Origin of the sequence: Sphingomonas arvum (assembly GCF_026013565.1) — a bacterium.
Taxonomy (GTDB): Bacteria; Pseudomonadota; Alphaproteobacteria; order Sphingomonadales; family Sphingomonadaceae; genus Sphingomicrobium; species Sphingomicrobium arvum.
The window spans coordinates 1,029,628-1,050,580 of sequence record NZ_JAPDOB010000001.1; the positions used below are offsets into that span (position 1 = coordinate 1,029,628).

The following is a 20,953-nucleotide window of genomic DNA, read 5'->3' on the forward strand; positions in this document are numbered from 1 at the left end:
CCATGTGGCAATTCCGCAAGCCCGACACGAATGAGGCCACCGAAGTACGGCCGCAGGCGGTGAGTTTCGAAGAACGGCGGCTGATGACCCTCGGCGACGCCGGGGCCTTTGCGCAGCGCGACGTCAACACGGAGCTGAAGGTCGAGCTGCACCAGCGGCTGCTTAGCCTGATCAACCTGTCGGCGCTGGACACGCTCAGCCGCGAACAGATCGAGGATGAGATCGGGGACATCATCCGCGAGGAGCTGGACAAGCAGGACCGTGCGCTGAACCAGCAAGAGCGCAAGCAGCTGGTCGCGGACGTGCTTGACGAGCTGCTCGGGCTTGGGCCGATCGAGCCGCTGCTCAAGGACCCGACCATCACCGACATCCTGGTCAACGGCGCGACGCGGGTGTTCGTGGAGCGCTACGGTGTGCTGGAGCCCACGGCGGTGCGGTTCAAGGATGACAAGCACCTGCTGCGGATCATCCAGAAGATCGTGTCGAGCGTCGGTCGCCGGGTGGACGAGAGCGCGCCACTGGTCGATGCGCGCCTGGCGGACGGAAGCCGCGTCAATGCGGTGGTGCCGCCACTGGCGATCGATGGTCCGCTGCTGTCCATCCGCAAGTTCGCAAAGGTGCCGATCAGCCTCGACCGCCTGGTCGAGATCGGGTCGGTGCCGCCGGCCATTGCCGAGGTTCTCAAAGCGGTGGTCGCGTCGCGGCGCAACGTGTTGATTTCCGGTGGCACGGGTTCGGGCAAGACGACCATGCTGAACGCCATGTCGGCGTTCATTGACTCCCGCGAGCGGATCGTCACCATCGAGGACTCGGCCGAGCTGCAGCTGCAGCAGACGCATGTGGCCAGGCTGGAGACGCGGCCGTCGAACATCGAGGGCAAGGGCGAGATCACCCAGCGTGACCTGGTCAAAAACGCACTGCGCATGCGGCCGGACCGGATCATCGTCGGCGAGGTGCGCGCCGGCGAGGCGTTCGACATGCTGCAGGCGATGAACACGGGTCACGAAGGCTCCATGACCACCGTTCACGCCAATACACCGCGCGACGCCCTGTCACGCATCGAGCAGATGATCGGCATGAGCGGCATCGACATGCCGGCACGCGCCGCTCGAGCGCAGGTCGCCTCGGCCATCCACATCGTCATTCAGGTCGCCCGCCTGTCCGACGGACGGCGGCGGCTGGTCAGCGTGGCCGAGATCACCGGCATGGAAGGCGAGATCATCACCATGCAGGAGATCTTCCGCTTCCGGCAGACCGGCATGAGCGGAGACAACCAGGTGCTCGGGCGTTTTGAGGCAACGGGCATTCGGCCGCGGTTCCTCGATTATCTGTCGACGCACGGGATCAGCCTGTCGACCGACCTGTTCCGCCCCGACATGAAGTTCGAAGCATGAATCCCGCGTGGCTGAAAGCGCTGGTGCTGGTCTGCATTTTCGCGACCGTGCTGCTGATCGTCGAAACGGTGGTATCCGCCATCGCCCGCGACCGGGCGGAGGGCAAGGCAGTCAACCTACGCTTGCGGCTGATCGGGCGAGGCCACAGCAACGCGGAGACCATGCAGCTGTTGCGCCGGCAAGGCAGCGTCGTATCCGAGCGGCTGCCGCCGCTGGTTCGCGGCCTGGCACTGCGGTTGGAACGATTGCTGGTCGCAGCGCAGCTGACGATGCCTCTGGGCCGGCTGATGCTGGGTGTCGTGCTGGCGCCGGCCGTGCTGTTCTTGCTGCTTCTGGTGGTCGCCGCCGCAACCGGCACCGCACTTGGGTTCGGGCGCCTCCTGATGCTGGCGACGCTCGCCCTGCTGATCGGCGGCATGATCCCGATCATGTACCTGCAGGTACGGGCGACCCGGACCCGCAAGAAGATGCAGGACCAGTTCCCAGTCGCATTGGACGTATTCATCCGCGGCCTGCGTGCCGGCCATCCGATTGCGGCAGCGCTGGACCTGTTGACAGTCGAAATGCCTGACCCGATCGGCAGCGAGTTCGGACTGGTGGTCGACGAGGTGACCTACGGCGCCGACCTGCGCGACGCGCTGCAGGCGATGGCCGAACGGTGGGATTCCGATGACATGCGGATGTTTGTGACGTCCCTGTCGGTCCAGGCGGAAACGGGTGGCAACCTCGCCGAAGTGCTGGAGAACCTTTCCACCGTGATCCGCGAACGCCACTCCATGATGCTGAAGGTGCGGGCGCTATCCAGCGAAGGGCGGATGACGGCGGTGATGCTGACCGCCTTGCCGGTTCTGGCGTTCACCGGCCTGTTCCTGATGAATCCAGGCTTCTACCTGGATGTGGCGGATGATCCGGCCTTTGTGCCCGGATTCACCGGTCTGCTGCTGTTCTATGTCGTCGGATTCATATGGATCCGCAAGCTCGTCAATCTCAAGGTGTAGCGTCATGGTCGAGCTATTCAGCCAATTTCCCCTCGTGCGAGTGTTGGTGCTTGGCCTGCTGTTCGTAGCGGTCGTTGCGGTGAGCTTCGCCGGAGCAAGCGCCTTGGCCGCTCGCGAGGTAACCCGCCGCCGCGTGGCCGAAGCGGGCGTTGCAACTGGGCGGTTCGGAGCGGAAGGCACTTCGCTGCGCGCAGATACGGGCGAAAGCGCCTGGGCGCGGCTGGTGGAAACGATCGAAAAGCGCGGTTTGTCGCTGGTCGATAGCAAGGATGAGAGCCTACGAGCCAAGCTGGTCGCCGCGGGCTTCACCGCGCCCTATGCGCCCCGGCTTTATACGCTGATCCGGCTGGCGCTGGTGATCGGGCTGCCGCTGCTTTCGTTCGGCATGTTGCTGCTGAGCGGTTCATCGCCGGGTCTGGTCAAGCTGTACTTCATGCTGGTGATCTCCGCGGCATTCGGGCTCTACATGCCGGCCTTGTTCGTCCAGGCCAAGGCGGAGCGCCGGCGCGAGGCGCTGGTCCATGCCTTCCCGGACGCGCTGGACCTCCTGCTGGTGTGCGTGGAGGGCGGGCTCGGTCTGGAAGCCGCGTTCGCGCGAGTGGGCATGGAGCTGACCCATGCCCATCCGTTGTTGGCGGAACAGTTCGGCGAAGTTGTGCTCGAGTTGCGCGCGGGCCGCAGCCGGGAAGATGCGCTGCGACGGATGGCCGACCGAGCGGGAGTGGACGAGATCAGGGCCTTCGCGACCCTGCTGATCCAGTCGACGAAGCTTGGCTCCTCCATTGGACAGACGCTGCGTACTTATGCCGCGGAAATGCGTGAGAAGCGGCGCATGCGGGCGGAGGAGAAAGCTCACCGCTTGCCGGTGCTGTTGTCTGTGCCGCTGGTCGCCTGCATGCTGCCAACGATGATCGGCGTATTGATGCTGCCGGCGGCGATCCGTGTGGTTCGGTCGCTGGTGCCGGCCTTGGGAGGGTAGGGGAACGATGCGTATTGCGGGGGTTCTGATTGGCGCCGTGGCGCTCACCGCCACGGGCTGTGCGACGCAGAAAGTTGCTATCCGCGCGGTCGGCGGTTTGCCGGCAAGCGCGGCGGCGGACCGGATCGGTTATGCGCATGGGCAACTGGCGCTGGGCAACGTGGCGCTGGCGCTGGAGTCCTACCGCCGCGCGGCGCGCGAAGACCCGGCGAGCGTGGCGGCTCTGGTCGGTATGGCCGACTGCTACGACCGGATGGGCCGCTTCGACCTGTCCCGACGCAATTACGAAGCGGCGCTGGCGCTGGCGCCGACCGATGGTGCGGTGCTGGCCCGCATGGCAACGTCGCTCGATCTGGCCGGTTCGCGGGACGAGGCGGCGGCCGTGCGGAAGGAAATCGCCGCAGTCGCGAGCGCCTCAGTGACGGTTGCGCTACCGACCGCGGCCCCGGTCAAAGCGGCGGCCCCGAAGGTGGCCGAGGTGGTCACCGTAACTTTGCCGACTGAGCCGATTGTCGAGCATAGTGCCAGCGGTCCTCGACTGGAGCGGCTGTCGTTCGGTGAGGTGGCGCTTGTTACAAGCGCCAAGCCTCGTTGGCGGGTGCCGCAATCTGCCGCGCCGGTCCAGTTCGCCGCCCCATCGATCCGGCTGCTCAATGCCGCTCGTGCGCAGGGTCTCGCCGCGCGTACCCGCGCTTACCTGAGCGAGCAGGGCTGGCGGCGGCTGGCAATCGGCAACGCACCTGCCCCGCTGGCGCGCAGTGTAATCCTTTATCCAACGACGCGGCGGGTGGCTGCCGAGCGGCTTGGGCGGGAACTGGGGGTAACGGTGCTGCGGCCGAACCGCGCACCGGAGATCGTGATGTTGCTGGGGCGTGACATGTCTGGTCGCCGCGCCGCCGGGATGCCGTGATCGCGCTGTTGCTGGCGGCCGAGCTAGCCTTGGCCGGCCCACCTGCCAGCGTGTCACCAGCCATGGTGCAGGCGGCGCACGCGCTGGACGCCGGCCGGACGGAGCAGGCTCGGCGGATGATCGCAGCTGCCGTCGGACAAGGAGCTGCCGAAGCCGAGGTCGATCCCCTGCTGGCTCGCCTGGCCCTGGCGGAAGGGCGCAACGGCGAAGCGCTGGCGCGGCTGCGCGAGGTGCTGCGGAAAGCGCCGGACGACACGGCCCTGCTGGTCGATGCCGCCACGGCTGCGGCGCGGCTCGGCGCGAATGACGAAGCCGAGGGCTTCGCCCAGCGGGCAGCCGCGCGGCCCGACGCCGGTTGGCAGGCATTCAACCTCCTGGGAGTGCTGGCGGATCGCCGCCGCGATTGGGCCGCGGCCGAGGCAGCCTATGCCGCAGCGCTGCGGCGGACCCCGGGCACTGCCGCCGTGCTCAGCAACCAAGGGTGGTCGAGGTTGATGCAAGGGCAGTGGCGCGAGGCGGAGCAGTCGTTCGCTAAGGCCGCCGCGCTGGAGCCCGGCAACAGGCTGATCGCCGACAATCTGGAGCTGGCGCGGGACGCCCTGACGGACGACCTGCCACGTCGCCGGGCAGGTGAGAACGACCGGGACTATGCGGCACGGTTGAACGATGCGGGAATTGGGGCCAGGCTGCTTGGCGACGAAGCGCGGGCAACCGCGGCCTTCACCAGGGCCGTGGAGGTCCGCGGCGAGTGGTACGAGCGGGCGTACAACAATCTTCGGGTGGGGCAGACGACGACAAGATGAACCTATTGAACACAGTGCCGGCGTGGCTTGCGATCCTTCTTTCAGCCCTGTTGGTGGCGGCGGCGGTCCAGGACATCCTGGTCCGCAAGATCTCCAACCTGCTCGTGCTAGCCGTACTGGCCGCCGGCATCGCCGCGATGGTGATGGTGGGACCCCAGGTTCGGCTGTGGCAGAATTTTCTCGTCTTTGCCGTGCTGCTCGGACTTGGCGTGTTTGCCTATGCTGGCAACAAGCTGGGCGCGGGCGACGTGAAGCTGTTCGCGGCCACTGCCCTGTGGGTCGACCTGAAAGGGGCGCCTTGGCTGATCGCCGCCATCCTGATCTCCGGCGGCGTGCTCGCGCTCCTGATGCTAGCCAAGGTGTTGATCGGGCCCGCTGCGCAATCAGAAGGCATGCGCAAACGGCGCAGCGTGCCGTATGGCGTGGCGATTGCAGCGGGCGCGCTGCTGATCTTGTGGTACGGGCGCGTCGGCTGAAGCTTTAGCGAGTGCGCGGCGCGTAGACCCATTTCCAGTTGGTGCCGGCGTTTTCGGCGACCGCGGTGGCGGTCCGGGCCGCCGTGGTGGTCTGCAACGGCCGCCATTGCGTGCCGCTCCAGGCGAACGCCAGGTGGCTATGGTCGCCTTCGTCGAGTGACTCTACCAGGCGGAAGCCAGCGGAGCGGAACGCCGCGACGATCTGATAATGGTGCACGCCGGGCGCGCGGACGATGTCGATCGCCCGGCCGCTCAGGTGAAAGCTGTTAGGCACGCCGCCCACCGCGCGGTTGTGTTCGGGCGACCGGTAGGTGCTCGATACGTGTCCCCAGCGCTTCGCGAACAGCACCGCTTGCGAGAGCGACAGCGCGCCCGTGACCGGCAAAGCCGCCGGCGAGCGGTCGCTGGTGAGCGGCACCAGCGTCTTGCCCATGGAAGGAAGGGTGCCGGGAACGAGCGTCATCGGTGCCGCCGCCGCACCCGGCACGACCCGTTCGCCGAAGTTCGTGTCCGCTTGCGCTGCCGAAGCGATCGCCAGGAGCGCGCTAGCAAAAACGAAACGACCCATCGTCCCGCCCCCTGTTCTGCCCATTTCACGACTGCCGCTCAGGCTCAGCCGTAAACGGGAGTTAAACGCTTGCGGCGCAGGAGAGTCAAGCAACACAGAGGATTGGTGACGCGCGCAGTCGCGAGCGAACCGGTCTCCGCCGAAATACACGGAATATCTCCGCACCCGCCGGCGATTGACAACCTGGATTTCGGCAGAGATCCGGCGAAAACACACTTGGTCCGCCTAAGTTCGGGCGGAGCAAACACGGAATAGTCGCCTGTAAAACAGCGAAGCAGCACCCGGTTATCAGGTCCAGGTGCAACGCTTTCCGCGAGCTCTCTTGGCAGATGCGGCCTCCTTTCACGGGGCGACTTGACGCTGAGTCTGCAAGGATTCATAAACAATCGATTCCGGCGCAACGCGTCGTTCAGAGCGCAGCACAATGTGCTGGCAACGCACTCCGGCAATGCCGGCCTGGCCAATGGCCTTCCCGCAACAGCGCAGAAGCGCTGGTTTCACAAATCGAACGGCAGTTTGCTGCCGCGGAGGCGTTCATGCCAAAATCAGAACTGAAGATTGTGCAGCTCCCTATCGACGTAATCAGGGAGCGTCCCGGAAACGTAAGAGTTCACAGCGCCAAGCAGATCACGAAGCTAGCCCAGGCAATCGCCACCTACGGTTTTGTGGTGCCCTGTCTAGTCGACCAAGACCACGTACTCATCGCAGGACACGCCCGTTGGGCGGCTGCGAAACGCCAAGGCCTAAGTCGCATCCCGGTGATCAAGCTAGAGCATCTTTCGCCTGAGCAGGTGCGGGCGCTTGTGCTTGCAGACAATCGCATGTCGGAGCTCGGCAGCTACGACAAGAAGCTGCTTGCCAAAGAGCTGGCAGAGTTGGTCGAGCTGCTTCCGATGCCCGAGCTGTTGGCGACCGGTTATGAGCTTGATCAGATTGAGCTGTTGCAAGATGCCGCAAACTCGCAGGTGAAAGTGAAAGAGGAGCCAGAACCCTGCGCCGTTGATCGATCCGTGCCGGCCATTACCGAGCTTGGTGACTGTTGGCTCATAGGCGATCACCGGCTCATATGTTCAGATGCTCTCAAAGCCGAAACGTATGATCGTTTGCTCGGCAGAGAGCGGGCTGATCTGGTCATCACCGACCCTCCATACAATCGCAAAGTTAACGGCGAGATTTCAGGTTTGGGATCAACGAAGCACGCCGAATTCGTTGCTGGCTCAGGTGAACTTAGCCGACCTGAGTTTCAGCAATTTCTCTCCGATATGTGCAGAAACCTCGCTGCATTCAGTCGCTCCGGGTCCTTGCACTACATCTTCATGGACTGGCGCTCCATCGGCGATCTCCTCCAGGCTGGGGAGGGCCACTACGACGGGCTACAAAACGTGATCGTTTGGATGAAAACGAATGGCGGAGGGATGGGCAGCTTCTACCGCTCACAGCACGAGCTTGTAACGCTGTTCAAGAAAGGGAAGCGTGCCCACAAGAACAACGTTGCCTTGGGAGTAAATGGGCGAAACCGCACTAACGTCTGGCAGTTCCCCGGTGCGAATAGCAGCAGCAGGAGAGCCGACCTCAAGCTCCATCCAACGGTGAAGAACGCGGATATGATCGCCGAGGCAATCCGCGACGCAAGTGACCGCGGGGACCTAGTCATGGATGGTTTCGCGGGATCGGGAACGTTGCTCATCGCGGCAGAGCAGACCGGGCGTCGTGCTCGAATGGTGGAGCTTGATCCGTACTATTGCGACTTGATCCTTACGCGGGCGGCGCACGTAGGCCTATTCGTTTCTCTTGAGAGCACGGGGCAGTCTCCGAGCGAAGTTGCCGCAGAACGCCAAGAGCGGCGCTCAGTGCTGCCGGAGGTGCACCGGGATGAGCCGTCGTAAGAGGAACGTGCTGCTGCAGGTTGACGTAAGGAAGATCCTCGAGAGCCCCGTCGGCCGTGGTGCGGAGGGGCGCAAGCCCATCGGCGCTTACGAGACTGGCATGTTGCGGGAAGCAGCCAAAGCTTGCGGCGGTGACATGGCGGCAGCCAGTCGTCTGCTCCGCGAGTTCATGCGCTATGGGCTAATCGGGCAGGCAGGGAAGCCAGATAATCACTCTTACGTTCAAGTCATCCCCAGGGAATGGAGTAGCGAAGCCTGGTCCGCGATGTACGATCTTTACGGCCCACCTCCCTGGGCAGGACTGCATGATGGCTTAGTCCCTGAAGAGCGATGGAAACCGCACTATGGCCCAAGACCCAAGCGACGAGCCGCTAAACGAAGATCCTGAGGAGTACGTCGGCTACTGCCACCCGCCGGCGCGTCACAAGTGGGCGAAGGGGTACTGTCCTAATCCTGCCGGTCGGCCAAAAAGTGCGCAGGGCAGAAGGCCCATTCTCCAGCGCTTAGCCATGGAGCTCATTGAGGTGCGGGTGGGTGGTTCAGTGCGTAGGATGCCCAGACTGGAAGTACTGCTTTTGGCGGTGCGGAATGCGACGGCAAACGGAGACCCTATGGGTCAGAAGCTATATAACAAGCTCCTTGGCGAAGTTCCGGATGACGAACGGGATGTCGCAAAAGGGGTTCTCATTCTTCCCGAAAAGCTGAGCCAGGAGATGTGGGAGATCCAGTACAGGTACACGGATGGCCGACCTCTCGGAATGCCTCCAGCGTGGAGGGTATGTCCGCGCTAATGCTCACCGTCTTGCGTAGACTCACTGTGTAAGGCGGCCCAGTCTCGTGATCTCTCCGGGGTGCAGAACTGGGCTGTTTTTGGTGATATTGATCTATCACGCGCTTACGAGTGAGGGGCTCGCGCGGCAATAGTAGGCGGATTTGCACATGCTCTATTGAACCGTCCTTTCAGCAAGGACCCGCTAGTCCGCTGCCGTACGGAGAACCCCGCTCAAGTACAGGTGTCGTGTTCCTTCGTTCGAGCACGTACCTTGCTATGTCGTCCTTGCGGGCAAACCACACATCCGGCTTGCCGGTGACGTAGGAAAGAAAGCGCTCAAGCGATCTGACGCGGGCAGGATGCCCCGACACTCGGTCATGAAGACTAATCACCATCATGCGCCGGCGTACAGAGCCCTCATCATAGAGCTGATCGAATTCGTCGCGTAGCGCTTGCTCGTAGGCCGCTGCGTTCCAGCCCGCCTCTGGAAAGGCTACGATATCGTTCATGTGAAACGTGTAGGGGACTGTCACGAAATCGCGGGAGTTCAATCTCGTGATGAAGGGCTCATCACGGCTCGGCTCATCGATTTGGTAAAGGAATCCGAGCTCCTGCAGGGTCTCGAGGATGTGAACGGAACTTCGCATCCAGTAGGCGTTCCAACCGATAGCAGTCTGCCCAGTTGCTCGGGCTATGGACTCCACGCTGTCTGCGATGAAGCGCTTTTCTTCTTCTCGGGAGAGCTGATAGCTGTTTGCCCAGACTCGGCCATGTGCGGCCGCCTCGTGCCCCCGCCGAACGATCTCCCGCGCAATATCAGGATTGGCGTCCACGGCCTGACCCACCATGAATGAGCTCATTTTGACCCGATACTTGTCGAATAGGTCAAGCAGCCTCGGAATGCCCTCGTAATAGCCATAGGCGAAGTAGGCATTGGTCGGCAGGTCGATCGTGCCCGGCGCGATCGGCTCCGGTATGATGCCTTCGGCGCCGGACAAAGGCTGGCCACCTGCTTCGAACATCAACGAGAAACTCACGGCCAGTCGCGCGCCGTTCGGCCAGAAATCCGCATCCGTCATCATGCCGAACCCCTCTTAAAGAAAGCTGGGCTACCCGCGACCTTGGAAGGTGGCTTTCCGAATCGCACAGCACTTTCGAGTTCAAGGCTCGACGAAGGTAAAAGTACGCTTATCGGAGTTGGCGTCCCACCCGCCTACCAAATTCGGAGGATTGGGTCCGGCAAGAAGATAGCCGCGGCCTGGCACGGTCTTGATCAGGTCACCTGCGCTTCCCAGGGCCTTGCGAACAGCGGCCACCTGCAATCGAAAACTCGCATCCTCGACGATCGTGTCGAACCAGACGATGTCCATCAGCGTCGCTCTCGGCACGATCCGGCCGCCTTTTAACAAGGTCGAAGGCGCGGCTTCCAATCTTCACCGGTCGGCCCAGGTGAAGGAGCGTTCGAAAGGAAGGCAGGACTTCAAACTCATCAAGTGTGCCAGGGGACGATCACCCGGGCCGTAATCGTGGTCCAAGCGGGAGGAAGCCATTGTTGAGGACGGCGGCGGGAACCACCAAGTTCATCAGCCTGATCCTTGCTGTTCGAAGGTCTTGCCTGATCGTATCTTCATCCGCGCCGGCAAGTCGGCAGAAGTGAGCTCCGGGTTGAAGTCATGGATGACGGGACCGGCTTCCCGGTTAAAATGCTCGAGCGCGGGCAACGCGACGGTCATTTCGGCCTGCCCGGGATGCGCGAGCGGGCGAGCGCTATCAGCGGCCAGCTGGAGTTTGCCAGTCGTCCGACCCGAGGTGCTTCGTTGAACCTGGTCGTGCCGGCCAGATCAGCTTATGCTTCCCGGGCGGTGCCCTGGTGGCAGTCACTGTTCCGGTCAGCCACTGCAGCGGAGAGCATGCAGTGACGCAGGCGAGCATCAAAATCCTGCTGGTCGATGATCATCCGATCATCCGAGAAGGGGTAACCTTCATGATCCAGAGCCAACCCGACCTCGCGGTGATTGGCGAAGCCGAGGACGGGGAAGCCGCAGTCGAGGCTTATGGGCGATTGCGACCTGACATCACGCTCATGGATCTGCAAATGCCGAAGCTCGATGGAGTAGAAGCCATTCGCAAGATACGGGCCATGGACCCCGAGGCGCAGATCCTGGTGCTCACAACCTATGCTGGCGACGCGAAGGCGCTCAGCGCGTTAAAGGCAGGAGCCGTCGGCTACCTTCTCAAGAGCGCCATCCGAAATGAAATGGTAGAGGCAATCCGCGCAGCGCACCGAGGGGAGCGACATCTGCCCGCCTCCGTAGCCAAGGACATTGCCCTCACGCGGTCGGAAACATGCTGAGTGAGCGGGAAACACAGGTATTGCTGCTCGTAGCCGCAGGACGAGCGAACAGCAGATTGCCTGGGAGCTCTCTCTCGCCGAGGAAACGGTAAAAGCCTACCTCAAGAACATCTTTCTCAAGCTCGGCGTCTCCGATCGCACCATGCGGTGACGGTTGCGGCCCGACGCGGAACGATAGATCTCTGATCGCCGGCCCTCCGGCGGCAGCTTAGTGTGCGACCGGAGCTTCTTCCAGCAGCGTGGAGGTCACTCTTTGCTCCAAGCTGACTACATGTTCGTAGCATTCAGATCGTGCCGCGCTCGCCCCTCTGTCGGGCCTGCGGTAGCTTCGTTGACGATCTGTCGTGGCTGCTCTTGTCGTTGAAGAAGGCGGCAGCGAATAGACCGCAGCCAAGAACGACGGAGATGAAGACGCCACCGATGACAGCAACGACCATGTGGACGTAAAGCTCGCCCGTGGCCCCGAGGTAGGTGATCGCCGCGATCGTAAAGCCAATCGTGATCGCAACAATGACCTTGAGGATACGGCGGAACTCGGCAGCTGCCTGTTGACGTTGATCACTCATCGATGGTGTCCGTTGTTGCAGGCCGGTGAGATGACCGTCCAGCACCAGCACTGCTCAGCTGAGCCAGCGCTCGTTCTCATCCGGTACCAATTCCGGGCCGTGAGCCTCCTGCGTGTAGAACCGCAGTCGTAGTTCGTCGGGATCTTCGACAATGAGCAGCCAGCCAAGCAGGCCCGTAAGGATCGGTGAGCAGGCAAGATCGAGCGACGAAAAGCGCCCAGCAAGGAGGATCAGCGCCTTGCGATCAGCCACTGCGAGCGTGAGCGGATCAAATCCGCGATGCTGAACTGCTTGGCGCTCGTTGAGGCGAAGTTCGAGTAGGCACCGGAGACCGGGCACGCTCAAGATGTACGCGTAGGGTGTACCATCTTCGAGCAAGTGGTCGTACTTCGGAATCCGCTCAGCACCCAGCACGGCCTCGTAGAAGGCGAGTGAACGATCGAGATCGCTGACGGCAACCTTGAGATGATGGATGCCGAGTATGAGCCGAGGGCTCTCGAGCCCCTGCGTCACGCTGCAGCCTGAACGGTTGCGGGTGCAAGCTGTTCAAGGCAAGTGACCTCAAAGGTGCCCAACGAACCGATCTCCGCTCGCATTCGGTCGCCCGGTTTCAACCAGGCATTACCGTGGACGCCGGCCGAACCAGGAGGCGAGCCCGTCATGATCATGTCGCCCGGTTCGAGCGTGAGATATTGGCTGATGGTAGCGATCATCTCATCGACCTTGAAGAGCATCTGGCTGGTCGAGCCGTCCATCATCAAGGCATCGTTGACCCACAGCCTGATCGGCAGCGCATCCACATCGCCGGCATGAGGTGTCGGCACGAAGTAAGGGCCGCAAGGCGCCATTGTGTCCTGAGCTTTCCCGCGCAGGAGATCGATCTGCAGGTCGTTGTGCGCCGGGATTAGGTCGCGGCAGGACAGGTCAAGGCCAATCGTGTAGCCAGCTACCGACCTCGCTGCCTCGTGCCGATCAACCTTGGTGAGCCGTCGCCCGATGACGATGGTCAGCTCGCACTCCCAATCGAACTGCTTTGTAGAGGGCGGGATCACGACAGTGACTCCGGGTCCGACCATCGTGGTGGTCGGCGGCCGAATGAAGAAGGGCATGGAAGCCCATTTCTGAGCTTCGAGCCCCATCTCGGCGAGGTGGCCGGGATAATTCGCCCCGACAGCGATGAGCTTATTCGGATAGCGGACCGGGGTAAGCAGCTCGATGCCGTTCCGAGGCAACGGCGCCAATCCCGTCAAGCCGCGTTCGCCGATGTCGTCAGCGATGCTTTGCAGGAGAACCGCCGAGCGCTCCCAGGACGAGAGGATATCCATGACCGTAATACCGGGATCGAAGGGGAAAACCTCGCTGAGTGCAAAGTGGTCCTCGCCAATCACCATGGCGGCGAGTTCCCGTTCATCGTGCTTGAGTGTCGCAAGGCGGTAGGGAGTCATGGGTTAGCTCTCCTGCTTGATCTGAGTCCGGGGGGCAGGCCGCGCCACGGGTAGGTTGTGAGTGATCAGCCGTGCCGCTTCACGCCCTTCGCCGGCGAGAAGAGCTTTGGCAGCGTAGAGTGCGGTCCCGCCGACATTGCCTGCGCTGACATGTGGCGGGACGACCAATTCGTAGCCATCGACAACGACATCGAGGAGCGCGGGGCCGTCCTGCTCGAGCAGGCGGGTGATCGCGCCGGGCAAATCCGCGGCCTCCTCAACCCTTTCGCCCCATAGGCCCATCGCGCGCGCCAGTGCGCCAAAGTCTGGGTTGCGAAGATCGGTGTAGGTATTGAGCAGGCCCTCGACCTTCTGCTCCAGATCGACAAAGGCCAGCGAGCCGTTGTTGAAGACCACCACCTTGATGTTGAGCTCCTCCTGCACGGCAGTCAGGAGGTCTCCAAGGAGCATGGTCAGACCGCCATCTCCCGAAAGGCAGATCACCTGGCAGTCTGGCCTCGCAGCTGCCGCCCCAAGAGCGTAGGGCAGGGCATTCGCCATCGAGCCATGCGTGAGGCTGAGGAGCGTGCGGTTGCGGCCTGTCGCTGACACATGGCGCAGCAGCCAGACCATCGGTGTACCGCCATCTGCAGTCCAGATTGCATCTTCGTTGGCGGCTTCAGCGAGGCACGTCGTGACATATTGCGGGTGGATGGCCTCGGTGCTCGCCACAGCCCGCTTCTCGAGCTGATGGTAGGTCTCGAAGCGCTGCTTGCCAGCCTTCTCGAGAAAGCCGGTGTCCGCGCGTTCTACGAGGCCTGGCAGCAGCAGTTGGAGCGTGGGCCCAACATCGCCAGCCAGGCCGAGGTCGATCGGGTGACGCCGTCCAAGATGCGTCGGCTCAGTATCGATTTGGATGATTGTCGCCTTGCCCGGGTAGAACTGACGCCAGGCAAAGTCGCATCCGAGCAGGATGAGAGTGTCGCACTCCATCAGCGCATCGAAGCCGCTCTTGACCCCGAAGATGCCGGTCATTCCCACTGCGAAGGGATTGTTGGGCTCAAGGAAGTCCTTGGCTCGCGAGGTGTAGGCTACAGGCGCTTTGAGCTTTGCCGCGAGCGCGATCACTTCCTCATGCGCGTGCTGACAACCTGAACCACCGTAGATGGCGATCTTCCGGCCGCGGGAGATGATCTCGACGGCTTTGGCGATCTCATCGAGGACAGGGGTCAGGACTGAGGTTGCACGGTGTATCTGGCGTGGAGCCTCGTCAGTGGAGAGACTGGCGACATCAGCTGGGAGGATCACGACGGCGACGCCTCTCTTGTTGAGCGCCGCCTGCACGGCCATGGCGATAATCCGGCCGGCCGCTTCTGCAGTCCTTACCTCCTGGCAGAAGACGCTTGCCTGCTGATACAATGGCTTGAAATCGACCTCCTGAGGGAAGTCGGTCCCGAGTTCATCACGCCCGAGCTGGCTGGCGATAAGGACGACGGGTGCGCGGTTCCGGTGCGCATCGAAAAGCCCATTGATGAAGTGCAGGCTGCCCGGGCCACACGAGCCAGCGCAGACGACTAGTTCGTCGCTAACAAGTGCGTCAGCGCCAGCAGCGAAGCCACCAGCCTCTTCGTGACGCACGTGGATGAAGCGGATCGTGCTGCGACGGATGGCGTCCGTCACAAGGTTCAAGGTGTCGCCAGGCAAGCCGTAACAACGCTTGGCGCCGGCATGCTCAAGCGTCGCGATGATGAGTTCGGCGACATTCCTGGACACAGCGGTTGGCTCCTCGATGCGTGGCAGGAGCCCTGTACGATCATCGGCGACGCCGAGATTTCATGCTTGCACGCCACTTCTCGATTGCCACTGCAAGCGTGCAAGCCATGGCGACGATCAGGCGATCGTCGCACCGCCGTCGACAGTTACGGTGCTGCCGCTGACGAAAGGGTTGGTGGCAACAAACATGATTGCCTTGGCAACATCTTCCGCCATGCCGACCCTTCTCACCGGCAGCCGGTCGGCCGCCCTGGCGAACATTGCCGACCGATCGGCTTCAGCCATGCCCGACCAGATGGGTGTCGCGATAAGGCCAGGTGACACCGTGTTCACCCGAACGGGCGCAAGCTCGAGCGCCAGACCGCGCCCAAGCGCCTCCAGTGCTGCATTGATGGCGCCCTGCAGCACTGCGCCGCCGCTTGGCCGCCTTGAGAGAAATCCGGACACCATGGTCAACGAGCCCCCGTCACTGATGCGTGCCGACCGAGCAACGTTATATGCTCCCCAGAATTTGCTCTCGAGGGCTGCACGGGCGTCGGCGGGCGGAAGTGACCGTACCGAGCCGCTCTTGGTCTGTGCCGCGCTTGCAATCACGTGGTCAAAGGCATGTTCTTCGAAATATCGCTGAACGGCCTTATCGTCGGTTGCATCGAGGGCTGCCCAATCAACCCCGATCTCCTTGGCGACGTTTGCGAGCTTGCCGGGCGTTCGAGAGGCAATCACCACATCAGCGTTCGCCGCGGCAAACAGCGTGGCTGTGGCTCGACCGATGCCGCTGCTGCCACCGATCACGAGAACCCGGGAACCCGAGAGTTCTGTTGTGCTGGTCATACTTATCGCCCCTGAGCCTTTGCGAGAGCAGAGCCGGTCGGAGAAGCCGATGCAGCGGCCGGGGGTGCCTGGAAGCCGAACGTAGCTAGGAGGCTGGAAGCCTTGGGTGACATGATGAACTTCAGCCAAGCCCGAGCTGCGTCGGGGTGACGTGCCGACTTGACCATCGCTCCGGCGTAGGTGCCGCTTACGTTTTGGTCGGGAGGGATAGCGACCTGCTCGATCGAATTTCCGACTTGCTGCTGAAAGCGAGCTTCCGACTGCCAAGTGACCCCAGCATCGACCTTGCCTTGCATAAGGAACAGCGGGGTTTGCCGATGATGAATTTGGGTGAGGATGGTGCTGCCCTGCTGGACCTTGGTCGCGTAGATCGCGGTCTCCAGCGCCTTGCCACCGGCTTTTGTAAGCGCCTGCTGGATCTGCTTGGCTACACCTTCGAACTGCGGGTTCGGCATTGCGAGGCGAACCTCGGGCCGGGCGAGATCGGTAAGACCGCGAATGCCAGCAGGGTTCCCTTTGGGCACCATGATCGTGAGATCATTGACGGCGAAGATGGAGGGCGGACCTGCCAGATGATCCGAGGCGATCAGCGAGTTCACGTCGCCAAGTCCGGCAAGGTATACGTCCGGCTTGATGGTCCAGGTCATATTGCCGACCGTGATCGTCCCCCCGGCCTTGATCTGTTCCGCCAGGATGCCCGGTGGCAATGTTTCCCAGAAGAGCTTGCCCTTATATTCCGGATGCATCTGCTCGAACGCGTCGACCAGCGGTGCCATGGCGAAGAAGTAATTGCCTCCGACGTACAGCACGAGCCGAGCGCCTTCGGGGTCGCCGTGGAAATCCGGAAGGTTGTCGATCTCGGGCACTGTGAATTCTACCCCGCGTTGGCGGACATCGTTGTTCCGCCCCTCCTGCCAGGGAGGGTAGATAGACGGAGGGGCAGCAGCGGCAGTGGCGGTCATCACCAGCACTCCCAGGCCTAGCGCCAAGCGTTCAAACATGGTGACCTCACGTTGCGTAGTGGAAGCCGGCGGCTTGCAGGACCGGGAGGGTTCCAACGGCGCCGGGGGTCAGGATGACGCCGGGCGCGAGCCGATTGGTAAGGTCGGCGGCAAGCGCCTCGACGCTCAGCTTGTCGGGATTCACACCATCCTTGATCAGTGCGACGGCGGTCTCCCAGATGGCATTGTGACATGAGCCAAACACCACGCCTCGTCGCATGAGGGCTGGGATGCTGTTGTTCTCGAGCGAGAATACGCCTTGGGGGTTCTGGAAGTCGGAAGGATCAGCAGCGGCCGCCGGCGTGTCCAGGATCAGCTTGTTGGAACTGAAGGCTCCACCGGTTCGGCTCGCCAGCTGATATTTATCCCATGCGCTCTGGTCGAAGAGGGCAAGTTGCGCGGTACCGTGGGTCATCGACGCAGCAAGGAAGTCGGGCTGCCTGAATGACCATATCTGGCAGTTCACCGCGTTGCGCATCAGGTTCAGCCATGGGCCACCGATGTCCTTGCTGTCCCACACCTGTTTGGCAGCGGGCCGGTAGGCGATGACCTCGGACAGCGCCTCGTGGTCCCAGAGCTCGGGATGATCGAGGATCATCGGCACTGTCTTGAAGTTGCGTCGGCGGGGTGCCTTGGCCAAGCGCTTGGCCAGCTCGCGCAGGCTCGCTGCACCACTTGGCAGTAGTTCCTGAGGGACGGCGGTGCCCTGTGCTGGTAACAGACCCATGGATGCAGCTCCGCTAAGGGCTAGGCTTCCGCCCAGCATTTTGAGGGCGGTTCGGCGGCCATGAAAGCCGATCATTTTGCAGTTTCCTGCTTGCTGACCGGGAATTCGCGCGCCCAACCCCATTTCCGGAAGATCTGGTCGCCTGTCGGAGAGCTGAGGAATTTGACGAAGGCCACTGCTTCGGGCCGCTGCTTGCCGGTCGGGGTCAGCACAACTCCGATATCTCGGTAGATCCGATACTCAGCCTCTAGTGGGACCTCGTCTGCTAATTGCGGGTTCGCAACCTGCCAGATGTTCCAGATCAGCCAGGCATCGAGTGTCGGGTCTGCAGTCCAGGCCTGCTTGGCGACGGCGCTATTAGGCGCGAAGGTCTTCACGTTCGCGCGGAACGCCTTGACGGAACTGATACTGCCAAGCCGTCCGGCGACATCTTCCCAAAGGCCGTTTTGACCTGAGCCGGTCACGACCAGTATCTTGCGGCCCGCCGTCAAAAGGTCTCGGAAACCGCTAATGCGATGAGGATTGCCGGGTCTGACCAGGATAGCAGCCGGACGGAGGTAGAGTGGGATGACGTCCTGCACCTGAAGCTCGCCGTCCATGCCGACCATGAAGCTGGTCATCATGTCTTCGGAGCCACTGTAGAGGAGGTCGGCATCGCCCTTGGCGGCGGCAATCCAGTTAGCCGTGGGACCGGCGACGACCTCAACCTTGATGCCATGCTGTTCCTGGAAAGTCGCTGCAGCCTCCTGCATCGCGGGCAGGGGACCGCCTGGGCCGTAAACCTTAAGGGGCGGCTGAGCGGATGCCGGAGCCGAAGCGGCGATCGCAGCGGCCAGCAACAATGGAGTGAACATCACCTGCATCTCCCGTCTCGTAATTAGAGCAGGCCGTAACCCTAGGTGAGGGAGGGCGACCGTGGCTTTCACCTTCGCATTGCGACCGGGGATTGCGCAGCATGGCCCGGCCGGCAGCGTGCGGATCGGCAAGCCGCGTTCACGCCCGTAAGAACGGCTGCTGCATCTCCGCTACGCCGATCCTCCTGGAGGATTCATGCAGACCTTGAGTAAAGTGGTGCATGCTGACCGCGAGGACCCGGTCTTCGAACCGGGCGACCGCGTGCAGATCGATGACCGGCAGCCGATCGGGCATTACCGGGTCCCCACTTACATGCGCGGCAAGCCCGCCACGGTTATCGCCGCAATACGACCGACCATGGTCGACAACGAAGCTGAAAGCTTCGGCCGTAACGCGGGATCCCGGCGTCATTACTACCGTGTCTTCGTGCCCATGACGGAGCTTTGGAGCGACTATCGGGGCACCGACAACGACGGGCTCTACATCGAGATCTTCGAAACTTGGTTGAAGAGAGCAGAGCCGTGACTGGAGAAACAACGACCCATGCCGACCATGACCATGATCATGACCATTCTCATGCCGGCATGGCGCGCGATGCAGAGCGGGACGGCATTTTCGAGGTCATGGAGACTGCTGTCCGCGAGCTGCTCACGGATAAGGGCCTGATCGCGGCTACCGACATTCGCCGCCAGATCGAGGTTCTGGACTCGCGCTCCCCAGCTCTCGGCGCGGCGGTGGTGGCGAGGGCGTGGACAGACCCAGCCTTCAAGCAACGTCTACTAGAAAACGGTAGGATGGCTTGCGAGGAGCTGGGGATCACCTTCTACGATGATACTCAGCTGATCGTTCTCGAGAACACCAACGAGGTCCATAACCTCGTCGTTTGCACTCTATGCTCCTGCTACCCGCGGCCGGTGCTCGGGCTTCCGCCCGACTGGTACAAGCTCAAGCCTTACCGGGCGCGCGCAGTCTATGAACCGCGACAGCTGCTTGCAGAATTCGGCACCGTTATCCCTGATGATGTCGAGATCCGGGTGAGTGACTCAACGGCGATGGTGCGTTTTCTGATTCTTCCGCAGCGCCCGGCAGGCATAGATGATCTGACGACCGACCAGCTCGCCGCCCTTGTCACCCGCGATGCAATGATCGGGGTGGTGCGTGACCTGGTCCCATCGGGAGCAGTCATGTGAACGACCTTTCGACCCTCATCACCCGCTTGCCCAACGACGTCGGCGGTCAACCTGCCGGTCCGCTGGACCGCAGCGAACATGAGCTGCTTCCGTGGGAAAAGAGATGTCACGCGCTCGCCGACGTGCTCGACTTCCGCAAGATCATCAACACGGAGGAGAAGCGGCGCGGGGTCGAGGCTCTTGGCTCCGAGCAGATTGGCAAGCTCGGTTACTACGAGCGTTGGATAGTCGCGTTTGCCAATATCCTCTTTCAGAAGGGCCTGCTTACCCCGGCGGAGCTTGCAGTACGGATGCAGGCCGTTGAGGAGCGGCAGCGCTCGTCCGAATGATGAGGGCGGCGAGCTTCCAAAGCCGCCTCTTCTTGGTTGTAAGCGCAGTACTGCTCCTGAACGCAGGATCATGGGTGGCTGCATTCATTGCGTTCTCGGGCAGCCCGGTGCTGCTAGGCATAGCCCTGCTCATCTACGGGCTCGGCATGCGACATGGCTTCGATGCCGATCACATCGCTGCGATCGATAACGTCACTCGAAAACTGATGAGCGACGGCCAGCAACCGGTCGCGATTGGCTTCTTCTTCGCCGTTGGTCACTCGGGCTTGGTCATCGTGGTGACGCTGGCCATCGCTCATGCGGCAAGTTCCGCAGCGTGGTTCGAGCACTACAGGGCCGCTGGAGCAGCGATCAGCCAGGCAATCTCCGGCACGTTCCTCATCGCGGTCGCTATCGCAAACATCTTCGCTTTGCGAACGGCGATGCAAAAGAGCCTGTCGCCGTCGGCTGCCATCCCGTCCTTTGCTGCTCGCTTGGTGCGCGCCATGCGCTCGAGTTGGCACATGCTGGTGCTTGGCGTCCTCTTCGGACTGAGCTTCGATACGGCGAGTGAAATAGCCATGTTCAGCCTCTCGGCGGGGCAGGCCTCGAATGGCATGCCGCTCCACGAGATCGCGATCTTGCCGCTGCTATTCACTGCAGGCATGACGCTGGTCGATACTATCGACGGTCTCCTGGTGGTCGGCGCATATCGATTGGCGGTCGAGCAGCCAGAACGACGCCGCACCTACAATCTGGTGGTCACGTCCCTTTCGATCGCGCTGGCTCTCTCGACCGGGATGCTTCAGTTGCTTCCGACTGTCGACCCGCGCTTTATGTCGAGACCCGATGCCCTGGCCCTGCTGGCCACCGTCTCTGAGCACTCCAGTCTGATTGGCGCCTCGGTGCTGGCCTTTATTCTCATCGCCTGGGCAGGAACCTTGGTCTTGGCGCGGCGACGTCAAACGAGTGACGAGGCGACGAAAGCGGCCACGGCCGCAACCACCAACAACCAGGCTACGCCTTTCAGCAAGGGTAGGGGAGTGCCCTTTCCACGCTCCAATCCGCTGATCCGCCGTTCACATGATACCGCCGCGTAGAAGCAGAAGGCGCCTACCAGCAGAAGGATTGTCGCCGCG

27 protein-coding genes are annotated in these 20,953 nt (G+C 62.3%); 15 read left to right on the plus strand and 12 right to left on the minus strand.

Translation table 11 applies throughout. The features are described 5' to 3' along the window. Positions 1-2 precede the first annotated feature (2 nt). Genes OMW55_RS05080 through OMW55_RS05105 form a run of 6 tightly spaced genes read left to right on the plus strand, consistent with a single transcriptional unit; the run spans position 3 to position 5,560 of the window. Positions 3-1,394 (plus strand): CpaF family protein, encoded by a 1,392-nt coding sequence (locus OMW55_RS05080; RefSeq protein WP_264881325.1) that lies wholly within the window; start codon positions 3-5, stop codon positions 1,392-1,394. After that, entirely contained in the window at positions 1,391-2,392 is a 1,002-nt protein-coding gene (locus OMW55_RS05085) for a type II secretion system F family protein (protein WP_264881327.1), read from the plus strand. Before OMW55_RS05080 ends, OMW55_RS05085 begins: the two co-directional genes overlap by 4 nt. 4 nt (positions 2,393-2,396) lie before the next feature. Next, positions 2,397-3,371, plus strand: a complete 975-nt coding sequence (locus tag OMW55_RS05090) for a type II secretion system F family protein (RefSeq protein WP_264881329.1) — start codon at positions 2,397-2,399, stop codon at positions 3,369-3,371. Between the two features lie 7 nt (positions 3,372-3,378). Further along, the gene (locus OMW55_RS05095) at positions 3,379-4,281 is read left to right on the plus strand and encodes a LytR C-terminal domain-containing protein (RefSeq protein WP_264881331.1); all 903 of its coding nucleotides are present in this window, start codon (positions 3,379-3,381) and stop codon (positions 4,279-4,281) included. Continuing rightward, positions 4,278-5,084: a tetratricopeptide repeat protein gene (locus tag OMW55_RS05100; protein WP_264881332.1), complete on the plus strand. Its 807-nt coding sequence runs from the start codon at positions 4,278-4,280 to the stop codon at positions 5,082-5,084. The genes OMW55_RS05095 and OMW55_RS05100 overlap by 4 nt, the downstream gene beginning before the upstream one ends. Beyond that, entirely contained in the window at positions 5,081-5,560 is a 480-nt protein-coding gene (locus OMW55_RS05105) for an A24 family peptidase (RefSeq protein ID WP_264881333.1), read from the plus strand. Before OMW55_RS05100 ends, OMW55_RS05105 begins: the two co-directional genes overlap by 4 nt. Before the next feature lie 4 nt (positions 5,561-5,564). Here OMW55_RS05105 and OMW55_RS05110 read toward each other — a convergent pair whose 3' ends face one another. Continuing rightward, the gene (locus OMW55_RS05110) at positions 5,565-6,128 is read right to left on the minus strand and encodes a D-Ala-D-Ala carboxypeptidase family metallohydrolase (RefSeq protein WP_264881334.1); all 564 of its coding nucleotides are present in this window, start codon (positions 6,126-6,128) and stop codon (positions 5,565-5,567) included. A 329-nt stretch (positions 6,129-6,457) separates the two neighbouring features. Between OMW55_RS05110 and OMW55_RS05115 the strand changes: the two genes are divergently transcribed. Continuing rightward, positions 6,458-8,014 carry a site-specific DNA-methyltransferase gene (locus OMW55_RS05115; protein WP_264881335.1) on the plus strand — a complete coding sequence of 519 codons (1,557 nt, stop codon included), beginning with the start codon at positions 6,458-6,460 and terminating at the stop codon, positions 8,012-8,014. A gap of 344 nt (positions 8,015-8,358) precedes the next feature. Beyond that, on the plus strand, positions 8,359-8,805 hold the full coding sequence (locus tag OMW55_RS13905) for a DUF5681 domain-containing protein (protein ID WP_407822100.1): 447 nt from the start codon (positions 8,359-8,361) through the stop codon (positions 8,803-8,805). Between the two features lie 169 nt (positions 8,806-8,974). Here OMW55_RS13905 and OMW55_RS05120 read toward each other — a convergent pair whose 3' ends face one another. From OMW55_RS05120 to OMW55_RS05130, 3 genes are all read right to left on the minus strand, one after another. Next, complete coding sequence (locus OMW55_RS05120) at positions 8,975-9,868, minus strand: polysaccharide deacetylase family protein (RefSeq protein ID WP_264881336.1); 894 nt, start codon at positions 9,866-9,868, stop codon at positions 8,975-8,977. A 78-nt stretch (positions 9,869-9,946) separates the two neighbouring features. Then, on the minus strand, positions 9,947-10,174 hold the full coding sequence (locus OMW55_RS05125; RefSeq protein ID WP_264882010.1) for a winged helix-turn-helix domain-containing protein: 228 nt from the start codon (positions 10,172-10,174) through the stop codon (positions 9,947-9,949). 195 nt (positions 10,175-10,369) lie between these two features. After that, on the minus strand, positions 10,370-10,519 hold the full coding sequence (locus tag OMW55_RS05130) for a hypothetical protein (protein ID WP_264881337.1): 150 nt from the start codon (positions 10,517-10,519) through the stop codon (positions 10,370-10,372). Here OMW55_RS05130 and OMW55_RS13910 point away from each other — a divergent pair. Genes OMW55_RS13910 through OMW55_RS13840 form a run of 3 tightly spaced genes read left to right on the plus strand, consistent with a single transcriptional unit; the run spans position 10,490 to position 11,290 of the window. Next, entirely contained in the window at positions 10,490-10,705 is a 216-nt protein-coding gene (locus OMW55_RS13910) for an ATP-binding protein (RefSeq protein WP_407822121.1), read from the plus strand. The genes OMW55_RS05130 and OMW55_RS13910 overlap by 30 nt on opposite strands. Continuing rightward, positions 10,702-11,139, plus strand: a complete 438-nt coding sequence (locus OMW55_RS05135; RefSeq protein ID WP_319950654.1) for a response regulator — start codon at positions 10,702-10,704, stop codon at positions 11,137-11,139. The genes OMW55_RS13910 and OMW55_RS05135 overlap by 4 nt, the downstream gene beginning before the upstream one ends. Positions 11,140-11,194: 55 nt before the next feature. Further along, complete coding sequence (locus OMW55_RS13840; RefSeq protein WP_319950661.1) at positions 11,195-11,290, plus strand: LuxR C-terminal-related transcriptional regulator; 96 nt, start codon at positions 11,195-11,197, stop codon at positions 11,288-11,290. 133 nt (positions 11,291-11,423) lie between these two features. On the opposite strand, the gene OMW55_RS05140 is transcribed toward OMW55_RS13840, so the two are convergent. From OMW55_RS05140 to OMW55_RS05175, 8 genes are all read right to left on the minus strand, one after another. Then, a complete protein-coding gene (locus tag OMW55_RS05140; protein ID WP_264881338.1) occupies positions 11,424-11,756 on the minus strand; it encodes a hypothetical protein in 333 nt (110 codons plus the stop codon). 3 nt (positions 11,757-11,759) lie between these two features. After that, positions 11,760-12,218, minus strand: coding sequence for a VOC family protein (locus OMW55_RS05145; protein ID WP_264881339.1), 459 nt, complete (start codon positions 12,216-12,218; stop codon positions 11,760-11,762). Next, complete coding sequence (locus OMW55_RS05150; RefSeq protein WP_264881340.1) at positions 12,215-13,150, minus strand: fumarylacetoacetate hydrolase family protein; 936 nt, start codon at positions 13,148-13,150, stop codon at positions 12,215-12,217. Before OMW55_RS05150 ends, OMW55_RS05145 begins: the two co-directional genes overlap by 4 nt. A 3-nt stretch (positions 13,151-13,153) precedes the next feature. After that, positions 13,154-14,902 (minus strand): thiamine pyrophosphate-dependent enzyme, encoded by a 1,749-nt coding sequence (locus OMW55_RS05155; protein ID WP_264881341.1) that lies wholly within the window; start codon positions 14,900-14,902, stop codon positions 13,154-13,156. Positions 14,903-15,019: 117 nt separating this feature from the next. Continuing rightward, a complete protein-coding gene (locus OMW55_RS05160; RefSeq protein WP_264881342.1) occupies positions 15,020-15,733 on the minus strand; it encodes an SDR family oxidoreductase in 714 nt (237 codons plus the stop codon). Between the two features lie 2 nt (positions 15,734-15,735). Beyond that, positions 15,736-16,599 (minus strand): substrate-binding domain-containing protein, encoded by an 864-nt coding sequence (locus OMW55_RS05165; protein ID WP_264881344.1) that lies wholly within the window; start codon positions 16,597-16,599, stop codon positions 15,736-15,738. A gap of 142 nt (positions 16,600-16,741) precedes the next feature. Next, positions 16,742-17,536, minus strand: a complete 795-nt coding sequence (gene tetH, locus OMW55_RS05170; protein ID WP_264881345.1) for a thiosulfate dehydrogenase — start codon at positions 17,534-17,536, stop codon at positions 16,742-16,744. Continuing rightward, positions 17,533-18,324, minus strand: coding sequence for a substrate-binding domain-containing protein (locus tag OMW55_RS05175; RefSeq protein ID WP_264881346.1), 792 nt, complete (start codon positions 18,322-18,324; stop codon positions 17,533-17,535). The genes tetH and OMW55_RS05175 overlap by 4 nt, the downstream gene beginning before the upstream one ends. A 187-nt stretch (positions 18,325-18,511) precedes the next feature. Between OMW55_RS05175 and OMW55_RS05180 the strand changes: the two genes are divergently transcribed. The 4 genes from OMW55_RS05180 to OMW55_RS05195 all read left to right on the plus strand — a co-directional run bounded on the left by OMW55_RS05180 (position 18,512) and on the right by OMW55_RS05195 (position 20,914). Then, positions 18,512-18,841: a nitrile hydratase subunit beta gene (locus OMW55_RS05180; RefSeq protein ID WP_264881348.1), complete on the plus strand. Its 330-nt coding sequence runs from the start codon at positions 18,512-18,514 to the stop codon at positions 18,839-18,841. Then, entirely contained in the window at positions 18,838-19,506 is a 669-nt protein-coding gene (locus OMW55_RS05185) for a nitrile hydratase subunit alpha (protein WP_264881349.1), read from the plus strand. Before OMW55_RS05180 ends, OMW55_RS05185 begins: the two co-directional genes overlap by 4 nt. Continuing rightward, positions 19,503-19,835, plus strand: a complete 333-nt coding sequence (locus OMW55_RS05190) for a nitrile hydratase subunit beta (RefSeq protein WP_264881350.1) — start codon at positions 19,503-19,505, stop codon at positions 19,833-19,835. Before OMW55_RS05185 ends, OMW55_RS05190 begins: the two co-directional genes overlap by 4 nt. Before the next feature lie 74 nt (positions 19,836-19,909). After that, complete coding sequence (locus OMW55_RS05195; RefSeq protein ID WP_264881351.1) at positions 19,910-20,914, plus strand: HoxN/HupN/NixA family nickel/cobalt transporter; 1,005 nt, start codon at positions 19,910-19,912, stop codon at positions 20,912-20,914. Positions 20,915-20,953: the final 39 nt, after the last annotated feature.

Coding starts and splice junctions, on each gene's coding strand:
- OMW55_RS05080 (WP_264881325.1), top strand. CDS start 3: ATGTGGCAATTCCGCAAGCCCGACACGAATGAGGCCACCGAAGTACGG.
- OMW55_RS05085 (WP_264881327.1), top strand. CDS start 1,391: ATGAATCCCGCGTGGCTGAAAGCGCTGGTGCTGGTCTGCATTTTCGCG.
- OMW55_RS05090 (WP_264881329.1), top strand. CDS start 2,397: ATGGTCGAGCTATTCAGCCAATTTCCCCTCGTGCGAGTGTTGGTGCTT.
- OMW55_RS05095 (WP_264881331.1), top strand. CDS start 3,379: ATGCGTATTGCGGGGGTTCTGATTGGCGCCGTGGCGCTCACCGCCACG.
- OMW55_RS05105 (WP_264881333.1), top strand. CDS start 5,081: ATGAACCTATTGAACACAGTGCCGGCGTGGCTTGCGATCCTTCTTTCA.
- OMW55_RS05110 (WP_264881334.1), bottom strand. CDS start 6,128: ATGGGTCGTTTCGTTTTTGCTAGCGCGCTCCTGGCGATCGCTTCGGCA.
- OMW55_RS05115 (WP_264881335.1), top strand. CDS start 6,458: ATGCGGCCTCCTTTCACGGGGCGACTTGACGCTGAGTCTGCAAGGATT.
- OMW55_RS13905 (WP_407822100.1), top strand. CDS start 8,359: ATGGCCCAAGACCCAAGCGACGAGCCGCTAAACGAAGATCCTGAGGAG.
- OMW55_RS05120 (WP_264881336.1), bottom strand. CDS start 9,868: ATGATGACGGATGCGGATTTCTGGCCGAACGGCGCGCGACTGGCCGTG.
- OMW55_RS13910 (WP_407822121.1), top strand. CDS start 10,490: ATGCTCGAGCGCGGGCAACGCGACGGTCATTTCGGCCTGCCCGGGATG.
- OMW55_RS05130 (WP_264881337.1), bottom strand. CDS start 10,519: ATGACCGTCGCGTTGCCCGCGCTCGAGCATTTTAACCGGGAAGCCGGT.
- OMW55_RS05150 (WP_264881340.1), bottom strand. CDS start 13,150: ATGACTCCCTACCGCCTTGCGACACTCAAGCACGATGAACGGGAACTC.
- OMW55_RS05160 (WP_264881342.1), bottom strand. CDS start 15,733: ATGACCAGCACAACAGAACTCTCGGGTTCCCGGGTTCTCGTGATCGGT.
- tetH (WP_264881345.1), bottom strand. CDS start 17,536: ATGATCGGCTTTCATGGCCGCCGAACCGCCCTCAAAATGCTGGGCGGA.
- OMW55_RS05175 (WP_264881346.1), bottom strand. CDS start 18,324: ATGCAGGTGATGTTCACTCCATTGTTGCTGGCCGCTGCGATCGCCGCT.
- OMW55_RS05180 (WP_264881348.1), top strand. CDS start 18,512: ATGCAGACCTTGAGTAAAGTGGTGCATGCTGACCGCGAGGACCCGGTC.